This is a genomic window from Streptomyces sp. H39-C1 (assembly GCF_027158125.1).
Classification (GTDB): domain Bacteria; phylum Actinomycetota; class Actinomycetes; order Streptomycetales; family Streptomycetaceae; genus Actinacidiphila; species Actinacidiphila fildesensis.
In genome coordinates this window covers 1-14,183 of record NZ_JAPVLS010000143.1, presented here as the reverse complement: position 1 = coordinate 14,183, position 14,183 = coordinate 1, and the positions used below count along the sequence as shown (strand labels likewise).

Below are 14,183 nucleotides of genomic sequence, written 5' to 3'. Positions count from 1 at the left end.
AGGGGCTGACCATCCTGGACTCGGTTCGGAAGAACCTGAGCGGTTCCACCGAGTACCCCCGTCCGGGCAAGGACAACGGCCTGCTCGAGCTGCAGGGTTACCTGAAGCCGGCCGCCGGGCCCACGGAACCGGTGAAGCCGAAGCCCACAGACAAGGACACAGAGAAGGACACCGGCCGGGACAAGCCGACCGACGGCCCGATCACGATCGACTAGCGCCCGGGAGGCAGCGCGCCACCGGCGCGGCCGGAGCTCCACGAAGGGACCGGCGGACAGGGGTTGGGCCCCCGTCCGCCGGTCCCTTCGGCATGTCCGGCACGGCAGGACGGTCGGGTGCGCTACGCCAACAGCGGGAACGGAACGGCGTACGCGGCTGCCGGTGGCCCTGACCGGGAAGAAGGACCGAGCGGTCCGCCGTCCTCCGCCCGACCGGCTGCGGTGGCCACTCCCCCAGGCGGCAACGGCCGCTGTCACCGCGGCACGTCACCGCACGTGTCACCGAGCACGTGTCAGCACACACGCGTCGTCGCACAGGCAAGAAAGGTCCGGCCCATGCTCCGCGCCACCTCGCGCCTGCCCGCCGGTCCATCCGGCTCCCGCGGTCACTCCCGGCCCGGGCGCCGCTTACGTACGGCGGTCGTGGTGACCGCCGTCTGGAGCGCCCTGCTCGTCGTGGCGGCGCCGGGGAGCGCCGACGCCGATCCGGGCCTGCGGCTCTCGAACGCGGCACATCTGGCGCCCGGCGTGCGGTACGAGACGTTCTCGGTGACCGCGTCCCACGGAACCGCGCACGGCCACCTCCTGACGGTCGATCTGGACGACGCGCGCGTGAAGATCGAGCTGCTGCGGCCCGGCACGAGTGGCGCGGTGACCGGCATCCGGGCACCGGTGTCCCGGCTGGCCGACGCGCGCGGCGCGGTCGCCGCCGTCAACGGCGACTTCTTCGACATCACCGAGGTCGAGCATCCGGGCGTGCGGCCGACCGGTTCCACCGTAGGCCCGGCCGTCGCGGACGGACGACCGCTCAAGGCCGCTGTTCCGGACGGCCAGCGCTACGGGCCCGCGCTGGTGCCGGGAGCCACCGACGAGGACGTGCTGGGCATCGGAGCCGACGGGGCTGCCCGGCTGGACCGGCTGCGGCTGCGGGGCGCCGTCGTCACCCCGGCCGGGACCTGGGAGCTCGCCGGCTTCAACCAGTACGCACTGCCCGTGGATGGCATCGGTGCGTACACCTCCGCCTGGGGACCCGCCTCTCGCGCACGGGCCAGCTGCGGAACCAACGACGTTCGCGCCGCCGCCTGCGGCACCGACCCCTACGAAGTGACGGTGCACCACGGTCGCGTCACCTCGGCCTCGGCCACCCTGGGCGAAGGCGTCGTCCCGCGCGGGTCGGTCGTCCTGGTGGGGCGCGAGGCCGGCGCCCGCGCACTGCGCCGGCTGCGGATCGGTGACCCCGTACCCGTCCGGCACCGCCTCCGGGCCACCGGAAGCGTCCCGTTGGCCTTCGCGATCGGCGGGTATCCGGTGCTGCGCGGCGGCGTCCCGCTCGACGGCCTCGACGAGACCGCCGCCGCCACCCGGACCGCCGCCGGCTTCAGCGGCCAAGGCCGCCGGTTGTACCTGCTGGCCCTGGACAGCGGCGCCGAGCACGACGACGGACTGACCCTCGGCGAACTGGCCCGCCTGCTGCGCGCCCTCGGAGCCGACGGCGCCGTCGATCTCGACGGAGGCGGCTCGTCCACCCTCGTCACCCGGCCCCCGGGCGCCGCGCACAGCACGGTGCGGAACCATCCGTCCGGCGTGCCCGAACGCCCGGTGCCGAACGGGATCGGCGTGATCTCCTCCGCGTGACGCCACCGCCCTACCGCACAGACACGCTCACGCCCCGTGGTGCTCCGGACCGTGGTGCGGATGCGGCGGCGGGGGGCCGGTCGGCGGGGGCGGGATCGAGCCGAGACCGGGGGCGGGTTCGGGCCACACCAGCAGGACGGGACAGGGCGCGTGGTCGACGACGAAACGGCCGTCGCGCCCCAGACTGCGCGGCCCCAGCCGGTGGAGGTCGCCGTCCCGCGCACAGATCAGCAGTTCGGCGCCCTCCGCCGCCCGGACCCCCTCCCGAGCGATGCGCCCGTGGACCTGCAGCCGGGCCGCGGGCCGGCCGAGCCGGTCGGCCGCCGCTTCCAGGAGTTCGGCGCCGGCCGTCGCGGACAGCGCCTCCAGATAGTCGCCCGGATCGCGCTCGCGGTGACCGCGGCCGAGCAGACCGGCGAACGCGCCGTGCGCGGCGGCCTCGACGTCGTCACCGGTGACATGGAGCAGGGTGAGTTCGGCCGTGTCCGGAACGTGTGAGCGGGCGGCGTCCACGGTCGCCTGCCAAGCGCCCTCGGTGATCCAAATAATCGTGGTCACGGGTCGTCGGGCCTCCGGTCGTCGGACTTCCGGTCGTCTGCGGCGCCACTCACAGTGCCACAGCGACGGCCGGCTCAGCGGGAGCGGCGTCCCTTAGCCTGTAAGGGCTATGGCGCACGCCGGGCGGTGAGCGGAGTGTCGGAGTATGCAGATGAAGCAGATGACCAGGAACCCATGGCTCTTGCTCGCCCTGCCGATCATTCCGCTGGTGGCCCTGCTGCGACGGTTCCGGCGCCGGGTGCGGCCGGGCGGCGGCGGTCCCGGCGGTCCGCCGCCCGCCGGCGTCCGCGAACCACGCCGGCCGAAGCCGTCCCTCCCCGCGGCGGCGCTCTCCCGCTCGGAGCCGGGTGCGTGAACCCCCCGATCGGTGACGACGCGCCCGCGGAACACGTCGACGTGCTGATCGTCGGTGCCGGCCTGTCCGGGATCGGCGCCGCCTGCCATCTCCGGCGGGAGACCCCGAACAGGACGTTCGCGATCCTGGAGGCCCGCGAGGCGATCGGTGGCACCTGGGACCTGTTCCGCTACCCCGGCGTCCGGTCGGACTCCGACATGCAGACGCTGGGGTACACGTTCCGGCCCTGGACCGGCGCCAAGGCGATCGCCGACGGGGACGCGATCCGCGAGTACGTCCGCGACACCGCCCGCGAGCACGGAGTGGACGGCGCGATCCGCTTCCGCCACCGCGCGGTGCGCGCGGAATGGTCCTCGGAACAGGCGCTGTGGACCGTGCACGTCCTCCGCACCGGCACCGGCGACACGGTCCGGATGACGTGCGCGTTCCTGTTCGTCTGCTCCGGCTACTACCGCTACGACCAGGGCTACACACCGGACTTCCCCGGCACCGGGGACTTCACCGGCACGATCGTGCACCCCCAGCACTGGCCGGCGGATCTCGACTACGCGGGCAAGCGCGTCGTGGTCATCGGCAGCGGCGCCACCGCCGTCACCCTCGTGCCGTCGATGGCGACCACGGCCGGGCACGTGACGATGCTGCAGCGCTCACCGAGCTATGTGCTGTCCATGCCGTCCCGCGACGCCCTCGCCGACCGGCTGCGCCGGCTGCTCCCCGCGAAGGCCGCCCACCCGGCCATCAAATGGAAGAACGTCCTGCTGGCCACCCTGAGCTTCCAGCTCAGCCGCCGTGCGCCCCGGCTGCTCAAGGCCGTACTGCGCAAGGGCGTACGGAAGCAGCTCCCGCTCGGCTACGACATCGACACGCACTTCGCCCCGCGCTACAACCCGTGGGACCAGCGACTGTGCCTCGTCCCGGACGGCGACCTGTTCAAGGCCGTCAGCGACGGCCGGGCGTCGATCGTGACGGACCGCATCGAGACCTTCACCGAGAACGGCCTGCGCCTGGAGTCCGGCGCCGAGCTCGACGCGGACGTCGTCGTCACCGCGACCGGACTCAACCTGCTGGCCATCGGCGGCATGACACTGGCCGTCGACGGCACGGAGATCGACCTCGCCGGAACCGTCGCGTACAAGGGCATGATGCTCTCCGGCGTACCGAACTTCGCCCTCGCCCTCGGCTACACCAACGCCTCCTGGACGCTCAAGTGCGACCTGGTCAGCCAGTACGTGTGCCGGTTGCTCAACCACATGGCCGCGCACGGATACCGGGCCTGCACCCCGCTGGCCCCGGAGCCGTCGCTGCCCCTGGAGCCCCTCATCGACCTGCGGTCCGGCTATGTGCGGCGCAGCGCAGCCGCGCTGCCCAAGCAGGGCCCGACCGCGCCCTGGCGGCTGTACCAGAACTACCCGCGCGACATCCTGATGCTGCGGCACGGCCCGCTGGAGGACGCGGGCGTCCGGTTCAGCCGCCTGCCGGCCACCGAGCCCCTGGCTCAGAAACTCCCGTAGTTGACCTGCCAGGTCGGCAGGCCCATCCGGCGCCAGATCGCCACGACCCGGTCGCGGTCGTCCAGGCTGACGCGCACGTTGTAGCGGTCGCGGACGTGCGCGTCGAACAGCTCGGCCTTGACGATGTCGTCGCGGCGCGTGTCACCGGCGTGCCGCATCCACAGCTCGTCGCAGGGCACGTCGTGTGCCGCGATCCAGGCCTCGGTCTGGGCGCGGAACTCCTCACCGCGGCCGGACAGCAGCACGATCCGGTCGCCGTTCGCCTTCTGGAAGGCGACGAGGGCGTCGCGCACCGAGGTGTTCAGGCCGTCCTGCTCGCAGCGGCTGAAGTCGTACGGGTTGCGGTTCTGGTTGATCGCGAGGGTGCCGTCGATGTCGCACATCACCGCGTCGGGCAGGGTCGTGTCCGCGGTGTAGAGCTGGACGGCGGGTGTGTCGTTCATCCAGGCGTCGGTGAGCCGCCAGCCGCCTCGGGTGGACTTGGCGTGCTTGTCGGCCAGGATGCGGATGATCTCCTCACCCACGGGGTTGGCGCGGGCCGCGTCGCGGCGCAGGCACTCCTCGATCGGCACATCGGTGAAGTCGTGCACGACGAAGACCGCCAGGCCGCCGACGGCGGCCTTGAGCCGCTTGGGGATGTTCGGGGTCAGATGGGTGTTGTCGACGACGACGTCGAAACCGGCGGCGACCGTCTCCCGCACGGCGGCGTCCTGGATGGCGAGGACGGTCTGCTCGTGCTCGTGCGACCACTGCCGGCCGCCGCCACTGCCGCCGTCACCGAGCATGACCCGCAGGTCGTCGAGGTTGACACGCCGGACGAGGCCTTCGGAGTCGGCGCACAGCTTGCGGGCGGCGGTGGTCTTCCCGGAGGCGGGCAGACCGGTCATGACGTGCACGGTGGGCATCGGGTTCAGCCTTCTTCGTCGTTCGCGAAAGGGTCGGAGGGGCCAGGCTTGATCGCCCGCCAGAACTGTAGATCGACGTTCTGTCCGTCGAGCAGCTGGAACATGGTGCCGCGCACCGTCCGGTCGCTGATCCGCTGGATGGCGCGGGCGAACGCGGCCCGGTCGTGGCCGAGCGGCGCGAGGGCCGCGAACTCCTCCCGGGCGCTCGCGGCCAGCGCTTCGGCCTGTGCCTCGAGACCTTCCACGATGCCGCGCACCCAGGCGTCGAACTCGTCCGGGACCTGTTCCAGCAGCGCGTCGAGCGGACCGGTGCCGCTCGCCGCGTAGGCGGCCAGTTCCTGCGGCCGGCAGCCGAGGATCTGGGTGAGCCGCTTGGGGTCGCGGTCGGCGAACCGCTGGATGCCGAGGCTGCGCCAGATGTCCCGTTCGGTGACACCGGTGATGACCTTGTGCAGCCGCACGTAGTCCGCGGTCTTGGCCTTCGTCCGCACCCCGGAGGCGAACCGCAGGACGTATCCCTCGGCGTCCGTTCCGGTGACCTCCTGACCGTCGATCCGGATGTTGTCGGCCGTCATCTCGAGCAGCCGGGCCAGCTCGGGCGCGGGCCAGCTACGGACCACGGAGCCGATCGGCCGCCACTCCACCGCGGCCTCGCCGAGGACGCGCTCGGTGCCGTCGTGCGCGTACGCCGCGAGCAGCACGAGGTCGCGCCGCTCGCCGTAGTTCACGACGATGCGGTTCTCCGGGTACAGGATCTCGACGAGGTAGGTGCTCCGCGGGTCGAGCGCGCCGGTGTCGGCGGCCCGCAGCCGCCGCGTCGCCCAGGTGGCCTGTTCCGACGTGAACGAGCCCTTGGAGGCGACGTGCCAGCGCTCGTCGTAGTGGAAGACGATGCCGAGCGATCCGTCGACCTTGTCGTACACCTCGAACGGCTCGACGGGCAGTGCCGGCGCGTACGGCAGCCCGAGCCCGTGCTCCCCGACGTTGAAGAACTTCTCGAACGGCCACGCCACGATCGCACCGGTCTCGTCGTCGGCCACCAGACCGCGGCAGCGGGTGGTGACGGCGTTCCAGGCGCGCTCGTACTGGCAGGTGCGCGTGTAGGTGTAGATCGAGAGGGGCAGTTCGGGGTGCTGCTTGCGCGAGACGTGTCCCGACTCGATGGCCGCGACGAGGTCTTCGGGCTTGACGAGGGTTTCGAGGTCGGTCACGGCTGCTCCTGGTCGGGTCATGGGGTGTCTGATGCAGCGTGACCGGTATCGCTGGTTCGTGCGATCGAATTATTGATCATCATCGGTCGCGCAGCGGACACCGCCCGGTGGCGGGTAGGATCGCCCGCGCCATGCAGATGAATGCCACGTACACCAGTTTTGTCGCGGTCGGCGACTCCTTCACCGAGGGAATGTCCGACGCCCTCCCGGACGGTTCGTACCGGGGATGGGCCGACCTGGTCGCCGGGCGCCTCGCCGCCCGTGCCCCCGGTTTCCGGTACGCCAACCTCGCGGTGCGGGGCAAGCTCATCCGGCAGATCGCGGACGAGCAGGTGGACACCGCCGCCGCGATGCGCCCCGACCTCGTCACGCTGGTCGGCGGGCTCAACGACACCTTGCGGCCCAAGTGCGACGTCGACGCGGTCTGCGCGCTGCTGGAGCAGTCCGTCGAGAAGCTGGCGCCCGACTGCGGGCAGCTCGTCCTCATGCGCAGCCCGATCCGCCGGGGACCCGTCGCGGCCCGCTTCCTGCCGCGTATGGAGCAGCTCTTCGCGTTCCTCGACGCCCTCGCGGAACGGCACGGCGCGATCGTGGTCGACCTCTACGGGTCGGGGGTGCTCGGCGATCCGCAGATGTGGGCCGACGACCGGCTGCATCTGAACGCCGAGGGCCACCGCCGGGTGGCGGAGGCGGTCTGGCAGGCGCTCGGCCACGAGCCGGAGTCGGACTGGACGGAGCTGCTGCCGCCCGCCGTGCCGCCGGGCTGGGTGACGCGGCGCGGCGCCGACCTGCGCTTCACGCGCGAGCACCTGGTGCCGTGGATCGGCCGGCGGCTGACCGGCCGCTCCTCGGGCGACGGTATGCCGCCCAAGCGCGGCGAGCTGCTCCCGTACCCGGGCGACCAGGGCTGACCAGCGCCGACACGGTCTTCCTGCGGCCGATCCGGCCGGGGCGCTGGCCTGCGCCGACGCGCAGTAGACTCTCTGCACGTGACTGCTAAGCCTCGTATCCCGAACGTCCTGGCCGGCCGCTACGCCTCCGCGGAGCTCGCCACCTTGTGGTCCCCCGAGCAGAAGGTGGTGCTGGAGCGCCGTCTGTGGCTCGCCGTCCTGCGGGCGCAGAAGGACCTCGGTATCGAGGTGCCCGAGCAGGCGCTCGCCGATTACGAGCGGGTGCTGGAGCAGGTCGACCTCGCCTCCATCGCCGAGCGCGAGAAGATCACCCGGCACGATGTGAAGGCCCGCATCGAGGAGTTCAACGCTCTCGCCGGGCACGAGCAGGTCCACAAGGGCATGACGTCGCGCGACCTCACCGAGAACGTCGAGCAGCTGCAGATCCGGCTGTCGCTGGAGCACGTCCGCGACCGCACGGTCGCGGTGCTGACCCGGCTGGGGAAGCTCGCGGCCGAGTACGCCGAGCTGGTCATGGCCGGCCGTTCGCACAATGTCGCCGCGCAGACCACCACCCTGGGCAAGCGCTTCGCGACGACCGCGGACGAGCTGCTGGTGGCCTTCGAGCGGGTCGAGGACCTGCTGGGCCGCTACCCGCTGCGCGGTATCAAGGGCCCGGTCGGCACCTCGCAGGACATGCTGGACCTGCTGGGCGGCGACACCGCCAAGCTCGCCGAGCTGGAGGACCGGATCGCCGGTCACCTGGGCTTCTCGCGGGCCTTCACCTCCGTCGGCCAGGTCTACCCGCGCTCGCTGGACTACGACGCGGTGACCGCGCTGGTGCAGCTGGCCGCGGCCCCCTCGTCGCTGGCCAAGACGATCCGGCTGATGGCCGGGCACGAGCTGGTCACCGAGGGCTTCAAGCCCGGTCAGGTCGGCTCGTCCGCGATGCCGCACAAGATGAACACCCGATCCTGCGAGCGCGTCAACGGCCTCGCGGTGATCCTGCGCGGCTACGCCTCGATGGTCGGCGAGCTGGCGGGCGACCAGTGGAACGAGGGCGACGTGTCCTGCTCGGTGGTGCGCCGGGTCGCGCTGCCGGACGCGTTCTTCGCCTTCGACGGTCTGCTGGAGACGTTCCTGACGGTGCTGGACGAGTTCGGCGCCTTCCCGGCTGTCATCGCCCGTGAGCTGGACCGCTACCTGCCGTTCCTGGCCACCACGAAGGTGCTGATGGGCGCGGTGCGCGCGGGTGTGGGGCGCGAGATCGCGCACGAGGTCATCAAGGAGCACGCGGTGGCCTCCGCGCTCGCGATGCGTGAGAAGGGCGCCGAGCGCAACGAGCTGCTGGACCGGCTCGCCGAGGACGAGCGGATGCCGCTGGACCGGGCGCAGCTGGACGCGCTGATGGCCGACCGGCTGTCGTTCACCGGTGCCGCCGCCGGACAGGTCGCGGCCGTCGTGCAGCGGATCGCCGAGGTCGCCGAGCGGCACCCGAAGGCGGCCGCTTACGCGCCCGGAGCGATCCTCTGACGCCGGAGGAACTCGAAGCCGCCCGCGACCGCACCATCGAGGATGTGGTCGCGGGCGGCCTGCGTGTGCTGTTCTGCGGGATCAATCCGGGGCTGCTGTCCGCGGCGACCGGCCATCACTTCGCCCGGCCGGGCAACCGGTTCTGGCCGGTGCTGTACGCCTCGGGCTTCACTCCCCGGCTGCTCCTCCCCGCCGAGCAGCGGGAGCTGCTCTCGTACGGGCTCGGCATCACCAATGTCGCGGCGCGGGCCACGGCGCGGGCCGACGAGCTGAGCGCCGCGGAGATGGTGGAGGGCGGCCGGATCCTCGACGCCAAGGTGCGGCTGCTGGAGCCGGCGTGGCTGGCGGTGGCCGGTATCACCGCCTACCGGGTGGCCTTCGGCGAGAAGGACGCCCGGATCGGTCCGCAGGAGCGGACCATCGGCAGGACCCGGATCTGGGCGCTGCCGAACCCCAGCGGCCTCAACGCCCACTGGACGGCCGCGGCCATGGCGGAGGAGTTCGGACGGCTGCGCGCGGCCGCCGACGACCCGGATCCGGGCGCCCGCTAGGGACTTGGGGAGGCTCCGGAGATGCTCCGGCGGCGACCGGCGCGGCGCCGGCTGCAACGGCACTCGCCGCGCGGCCGCTGGCCAGGTACGATCCGCCCACATACACGCGCTGGCTGGGAGGACATACGTTGGGGCGGCTCACCGGCGGGGATCCATCCCTGCTGCGACGGATCAATTCCGCGGTGGTCCTCCACGCGCTGCGCGGGTCCCAGACCCCCACTCTCACCGAGCTGGTGCACAGCACCGGCCTCTCCCGGCCGACCGTCGAGGGCGTCATCGAGGGGCTGACGGAGTCCCGGCTGGTGGTGGAGGCCCCGGCCGAGCCCGGTGACGCCCGCAAGCAGGGCCGGCCGGCCCGCCGCTTCCGGTTCCACGCCGAGGCGGGCCATCTGCTGGGCATCGAGATCGGCGCGCACCAGGTGCGTGCGGTGCTGTCCGACCTCAGCGGCCAGCTGCTGGGCTCGCTGGGCCATGACGTGGCGGAGGCGGCTTCCGCGGACGACCGGCTGGACCGGGTCCGCGGCACTGTCGCCGAGCTGCTGCGCAAGTGCGGGGTGGCGCGCAGCACGCTGTGGGCGGTCGGGGTCGGCAGCCCCGGCATCGTCGAGGCCGACGGCGCGGTGCGGTTGAGCACGGCGCTGCCGGGCTGGACGGGTCTGCCGCTCGGCGAGCGGCTGCAGCGGTCGTTCCGCTGTCCGGTGCTGGTGGAGAACGACGCGAATGTCGCGGCCGTCGCCGAGCACTGGAAGGGCGTCGGCATGGGGACCGACGACATGGTCTTCGTGCTGGCCGGGCTGAGCCCGGGTGCCGGTTCGCTGATCGGCGGCCGGCTGCACCGCGGCTTCGGCGGTGCGGCGGGCGAGATCGGGGCGCTGCACCTGCTGGGGCAGGAGGTGACACCGGAGCATCTGCTGTCGACCACCGGGACGCCGCTGCACCCGCTGGACGAGTCGGCTGTCGCCCGGGTCTTCGCGCTCGCCAAGGGCGGCGATGTGCAGGCCAAGGAGGCCGTGGACCGGTATCTGCGGCGGCTGGTGCACGATGTGGCGGCCCTGGTGCTCGCTCTCGACCCCGAGCTGGTCGTGATCGGCGGCTGGGCGGCGGGCCTGGACGGCGTCCTGGAGCCGCTGCGCGACCAGCTGGCGCGCTACTGTCTGCGGCCGCCCGAGGTGACGCTGTCGGCGCTGGGCCAGGAGGCCATCGCGACCGGGGCGCTGCGGCTGGCGCTGGACCACGTCGAGGAGCAGTTGTTCGCCGTCGAGCAGACCTCACTCCCCCGGCGCTGAGCCGAAAGCACCCTCCCGACCGACAGCACATGAGCACCGGAACCCCCAGGGTTCCGGTGCTCATGTGCGTACGACGATGTGTGCTCAGGACGCCTGGCGGCGCTCCTGCTCCTCGTGGGGGGTGACCTCCACGGTGCCGGTGTCACCGAAGGTGAGCCGGCAGGTGTCCGCGCGGTAGGTGGAGATCGCGACGGCGGCGACCTGGCCGGCCGCGAAGTAACGCGTGGTGACGACGAGGACCGGGGCACCGGGCAGCCGGTCGAGCTGCTTGGCGTCCTCGGCTCGGGCCGAGCCCAGCTCCACGGCGCGGTCCTCGCCCTCCAGGTCCAGCCGCTGCAGCTCCCGCAGCACGGCGGGCGCGTGGCTCGCCGGGGTCAGCAGACCGGGCAGTCCGGGGACCGACTCGGCGGGAACGTAGAGCAGTTCGGTGGCGACCGGCTGGCCGTTCATGACGCGTTCGCGCCGGATGGTGTGCACCGGGACCCCGCCGGCGCTGTCGAAGAGACGGGCGACGGCGGCCGGGGCGACGGCCTCGGCACAGCCGACCGTGCGCCAGGTGTCGTTGCCGATACCGGGCCAGGCGTTGTCCGTCGGACCGACGGCCACACCCATGCGGGGCGGGGCGACGGTGGTGCCGACACCACGGCGGCGCTGCAGCCGGCCTTCCAGCTCGAGCTGCTCCAGGGCCTGGCGGAGCGTGGCCCGCGCGACACCGAAACGGGCGGCGAGGTCACGCTCGTTGGGCAGGATCTCGCCCACCGAGAACTCGGAGTCGAGCGCGTCATTGAGCACGGTCTTCAGGTGCCAGTACTTCGGCTCCTGAACCTCCTGCGTCGCCTCGAGCTGCGTGGTCCCCACCCTGTCCTCACAATCGCTGGGGCCCTGTGCGGGCCTTGTTCAGCCTTGTTTCGGAACCCCTATTTATTAAAGGTCCTTGCACTACTAAGGCGACGATAGGGCGGGCCTCCCCCTTGGTCAAGACCAATCATCGTTCCGGTCCCTGACCAGGGACGCCTCGTACGCATGACGTTCACGCGATGTTGATGCCGCGCCACAGGGGCGCCGGCCGGTCACGGAGCGTCGGCTCCCCACGCATCAGATACCACCCGACCGGCCGTGCCGATGTCCAGGCGGGGCGGCGGGGGCGGAGCCACAATGAGGCCGGGCCGCCACAGCGGTGGCGGCCGGTGCGGGAACGAAGGGGAACCGGATGCGTTACGCGGTACTGGGTACGGGCGAGGTCGGCCGGACGCTCGCGGGCAAGCTCGTCGCGCTGGGCCACGAGGTGACGCTGGGCTCGCGTACGAAGGACAACGCGGCGGCGCTGGCCTGGGCGCAGGAGGCCGGTCCCGGTGGGCACAACGGGACGTTCGCGGATGCGGCGGCCTTCGGCGAGGTCGTCGTCAACGCCACCGGGGGCATGGTGTCGCTGCAGGCACTGGAGGCGGCGGGTGCGGCGAACCTCGCGGGGAAGCTGCTGGTCGACGTCGCCAATCCGCTGGCGTTCGCGGACGGCGAAGTGGTCCTGGACCCGGTGGGTTCGGACAGTCTGGGCGAGCGGATCCAGCGGGCGTTTCCGGAGGCCCGGGTGGTGAAGACGCTCAACACGGTCAACTCGGCGGTGATGGTGGATCCTTCGCGGGTGCCGGGTGAGCATGTGCTGTTCCTGAGCGGGGAGGACGCGGCGGCGAAGGATCAGACGGCCGCGCTGCTGGCGGAGTTCGGCTGGCCGCGCGAGCGGGTCGTGGACCTCGGCGGCATCACGTCGGCACGCGGTACCGAGGCCTATCTGCTGCTGTGGGTGAAGGCCATGGGCGCCCTGGGGCACGCCGACTTCAACGTCACACTGCAGCGGGCCGGTTGACCGCTGTCCCGCCCTCCACCGGGGAGGGAGGGGCCCCGACCGAGACGGGGGCGCCCGGTCGGGGCTGCTGGCCGGGCCGGCAGCGAACACCGGCCCGTATCCAGTGAACTCACGGTGCCCCATAGGAGTTCCCGGGCTTCCCCGATACCCTTCCTGACGTCATGTCTATCAACGGTCAGGAGCGCTCCATGCCCCGAACCGCCTCCCTCGTCGAGGTCTCCCCCGCCGGTCTCCCGCCCGTTCTCGTCGCCTACGAGCGCCGCGGCGAGGGAGAGCCGCTGGTGCTGCTGCACGGCATCGGGCACCACCTGCAGGCATGGGACCCGGTGGCCGGTCTGCTCGCCGCCGAGCGGGACGTCATCGCCGTGGACCTGCCCGGCTTCGGCCAGTCCCCCGCTCAGCACGCGTCGGTCCCCAGCGACCTGCCGACGGCCGTCGCCGCGCTCGACGCCTTCTTCACCGCGCTCGGGCTCGACCGCCCGCATGTGGCGGGCAACTCCCTCGGCGGGCTCGTCGCCCTGCACCTGGGCCGCGAGCGGCTGGTGCGCAGTGTGACGGCGCTGTCCCCGGCCGGATTCTGGACCGAGTCGGAACGGCGCTACGCCTTCACGGTGCTGGGGGCGATGCGGCGCGGCGCCCTGCTGCTGCCGCCGACCACCGTGCAGCGGATGGCCCGCAGCACGGCCGGCCGCGCCGCGCTCACCAGCGCGATCTACTCCCGCCCCGGACAGCGCTCGCCGGAGGCCGTGGTGGCCGAGACGCGTGCCATGCGGGAGGCCGCCGGATTCGAGGCCACGCTGGCGGCGGGCCGGGCCGGCGTCGTCTTCAGCGACGACATCCCCGATGTCCCGGTGACCATCGCCTGGGGCACCCAGGACCGCGTCCTGCTGCGTCGCCAGGGGATCCGTGCCAAGCGCACCATCCCCGGCGCCCGGCTGATCCGGCTGCCCGGCTGCGGCCATGTGCCGATGAACGACGACCCGGAACTGGTGGCCCGGGTCATCCTCGACGGCTCGCGCTGACCGCCGTCCGGGCCTCTGCCGCCCCGCCCGTCAGGGCTCCGGTCCGTTCCCCCGGCGCGCGCCGGGCGAGCATTCCGGAGCCCACCGCGACACCCGCCGCGACCAGCAGGCTGCCCGCCAGCCGCCCCGGCCCGAAGGTGCCCACGCCGACCAGCGGCGCGGTCAGCGCCGCGGAGACCGGGATCAGCCCGGAGAAGAGCGTGGCGCGTTCGGCGCCGATCCGCTGCATCCCGGCGTACCAGCAGATGCAGCCGATGACGGTCGCCACGACGGCCTGCCAGCCCAGCGCCACCGCCTCGCCCGTGTCGGGCAGCCGCAGCGCGGCCCGCCCGTCGAGCAGCAGTCCGAGGAGTCCGGCCTCGACGGCGGCGAAGCCGCAGACGCAGGTCGACAGCAGTCGTGGACCCAGCGGTCCGACCAGCGGTGCGGCGACCACCGCGAAGGCGACCTCCCCGGCCAGCGCCGCCACCGACCACACCAGCCCGGCCGTGTCCGAGCCGCCCCATCCCTGGACGGCGAAGGCCCCGCCCGCGACGAGCAGCGCACCGGCCAGCACCGCGCGGGAGGGACGCCGGCCGGCCAGCAGCGGCACGAGTACCGCCACGACGATCGGCGCGCAGCCCACCAGGACGCCGGGCACCGCGGGT

Annotated in this window: 15 protein-coding genes; 10 read left to right on the top strand and 5 right to left on the bottom strand. The window is 72.6% G+C overall.

What is annotated here, in order from left to right; all coding sequences use genetic code 11:
* A partial coding sequence (locus O3W51_RS44990) for a hypothetical protein (protein ID WP_269289643.1) occupies positions 1-215 on the top strand: 215 nt, incomplete at its 5' end.
* A gap of 426 nt (positions 216-641) precedes the next feature.
* On the top strand, positions 642-1,850 hold the full coding sequence (locus tag O3W51_RS44985) for a phosphodiester glycosidase family protein (protein ID WP_244808995.1): 1,209 nt from the start codon (positions 642-644) through the stop codon (positions 1,848-1,850).
* A 27-nt stretch (positions 1,851-1,877) separates the two neighbouring features.
* Here O3W51_RS44985 and O3W51_RS44980 read toward each other — a convergent pair whose 3' ends face one another.
* Positions 1,878-2,408 carry a universal stress protein gene (locus O3W51_RS44980; RefSeq protein WP_269289640.1) on the bottom strand — a complete coding sequence of 177 codons (531 nt, stop codon included), beginning with the start codon at positions 2,406-2,408 and terminating at the stop codon, positions 1,878-1,880.
* Between the two features lie 145 nt (positions 2,409-2,553).
* Here O3W51_RS44980 and O3W51_RS44975 point away from each other — a divergent pair, with 145 nt between their 5' ends.
* Together O3W51_RS44975 and O3W51_RS44970 are read left to right on the top strand one after the other, a co-directional pair.
* Positions 2,554-2,763, top strand: coding sequence for a hypothetical protein (locus O3W51_RS44975; protein WP_269289638.1), 210 nt, complete (start codon positions 2,554-2,556; stop codon positions 2,761-2,763).
* A complete protein-coding gene (locus tag O3W51_RS44970) occupies positions 2,760-4,274 on the top strand; it encodes a flavin-containing monooxygenase (protein ID WP_244808996.1) in 1,515 nt (504 codons plus the stop codon). The genes O3W51_RS44975 and O3W51_RS44970 overlap by 4 nt, the downstream gene beginning before the upstream one ends.
* On the opposite strand, the gene O3W51_RS44965 is transcribed toward O3W51_RS44970, so the two are convergent.
* Complete coding sequence (locus O3W51_RS44965) at positions 4,259-5,179, bottom strand: phosphatase domain-containing protein (protein ID WP_138357204.1); 921 nt, start codon at positions 5,177-5,179, stop codon at positions 4,259-4,261. The genes O3W51_RS44970 and O3W51_RS44965 overlap by 16 nt on opposite strands.
* Positions 5,180-5,184: 5 nt before the next feature.
* Positions 5,185-6,390, bottom strand: coding sequence for a T4 RnlA family RNA ligase (locus O3W51_RS44960; RefSeq protein ID WP_244808997.1), 1,206 nt, complete (start codon positions 6,388-6,390; stop codon positions 5,185-5,187).
* 131 nt (positions 6,391-6,521) lie between these two features.
* On the opposite strand from O3W51_RS44960, the gene O3W51_RS44955 reads away from it, so the two are divergent.
* The 4 genes from O3W51_RS44955 to O3W51_RS44940 all read left to right on the top strand — a co-directional run bounded on the left by O3W51_RS44955 (position 6,522) and on the right by O3W51_RS44940 (position 10,650).
* Complete coding sequence (locus O3W51_RS44955; protein WP_198358037.1) at positions 6,522-7,301, top strand: SGNH/GDSL hydrolase family protein; 780 nt, start codon at positions 6,522-6,524, stop codon at positions 7,299-7,301.
* Positions 7,302-7,379: 78 nt separating this feature from the next.
* Positions 7,380-8,813 (top strand): adenylosuccinate lyase, encoded by a 1,434-nt coding sequence (gene purB, locus O3W51_RS44950; protein WP_138357207.1) that lies wholly within the window; start codon positions 7,380-7,382, stop codon positions 8,811-8,813.
* Positions 8,810-9,364, top strand: a complete 555-nt coding sequence (gene mug / locus O3W51_RS44945; RefSeq protein ID WP_138357208.1) for a G/U mismatch-specific DNA glycosylase — start codon at positions 8,810-8,812, stop codon at positions 9,362-9,364. The genes purB and mug overlap by 4 nt, the downstream gene beginning before the upstream one ends.
* A 128-nt stretch (positions 9,365-9,492) precedes the next feature.
* Complete coding sequence (locus O3W51_RS44940; protein ID WP_138357209.1) at positions 9,493-10,650, top strand: ROK family protein; 1,158 nt, start codon at positions 9,493-9,495, stop codon at positions 10,648-10,650.
* An 84-nt stretch (positions 10,651-10,734) separates the two neighbouring features.
* On the opposite strand, the gene O3W51_RS44935 is transcribed toward O3W51_RS44940, so the two are convergent.
* Positions 10,735-11,508, bottom strand: a complete 774-nt coding sequence (locus O3W51_RS44935; protein WP_138357210.1) for a GntR family transcriptional regulator — start codon at positions 11,506-11,508, stop codon at positions 10,735-10,737.
* Between the two features lie 352 nt (positions 11,509-11,860).
* Between O3W51_RS44935 and O3W51_RS44930 the strand changes: the two genes are divergently transcribed.
* Together O3W51_RS44930 and O3W51_RS44925 are read left to right on the top strand one after the other, a co-directional pair.
* The gene (locus O3W51_RS44930; RefSeq protein WP_138357211.1) at positions 11,861-12,514 is read left to right on the top strand and encodes an NADPH-dependent F420 reductase; all 654 of its coding nucleotides are present in this window, start codon (positions 11,861-11,863) and stop codon (positions 12,512-12,514) included.
* 188 nt (positions 12,515-12,702) lie between these two features.
* Entirely contained in the window at positions 12,703-13,536 is an 834-nt protein-coding gene (locus O3W51_RS44925; RefSeq protein ID WP_164299417.1) for an alpha/beta fold hydrolase, read from the top strand.
* On the opposite strand, the gene O3W51_RS44920 is transcribed toward O3W51_RS44925, so the two are convergent.
* Positions 13,514-14,183, bottom strand: a 670-nt coding sequence (locus O3W51_RS44920) for an EamA family transporter (RefSeq protein ID WP_269289630.1), incomplete at its 5' end; no start/stop codon positions are given. The genes O3W51_RS44925 and O3W51_RS44920 overlap by 23 nt on opposite strands.

Excerpts from the sequence above, each read along its gene's own strand:
- O3W51_RS44975 (WP_269289638.1), top strand. The coding sequence starts at position 2,554 with ATGCAGATGAAGCAGATGACCAGGAACCCATGGCTCTTGCTCGCCCTG.
- O3W51_RS44965 (WP_138357204.1), bottom strand. The coding sequence starts at position 5,179 with ATGCCCACCGTGCACGTCATGACCGGTCTGCCCGCCTCCGGGAAGACC.
- O3W51_RS44955 (WP_198358037.1), top strand. The coding sequence starts at position 6,522 with ATGCAGATGAATGCCACGTACACCAGTTTTGTCGCGGTCGGCGACTCC.
- O3W51_RS44930 (WP_138357211.1), top strand. The coding sequence starts at position 11,861 with ATGCGTTACGCGGTACTGGGTACGGGCGAGGTCGGCCGGACGCTCGCG.
- O3W51_RS44925 (WP_164299417.1), top strand. The coding sequence starts at position 12,703 with ATGCCCCGAACCGCCTCCCTCGTCGAGGTCTCCCCCGCCGGTCTCCCG.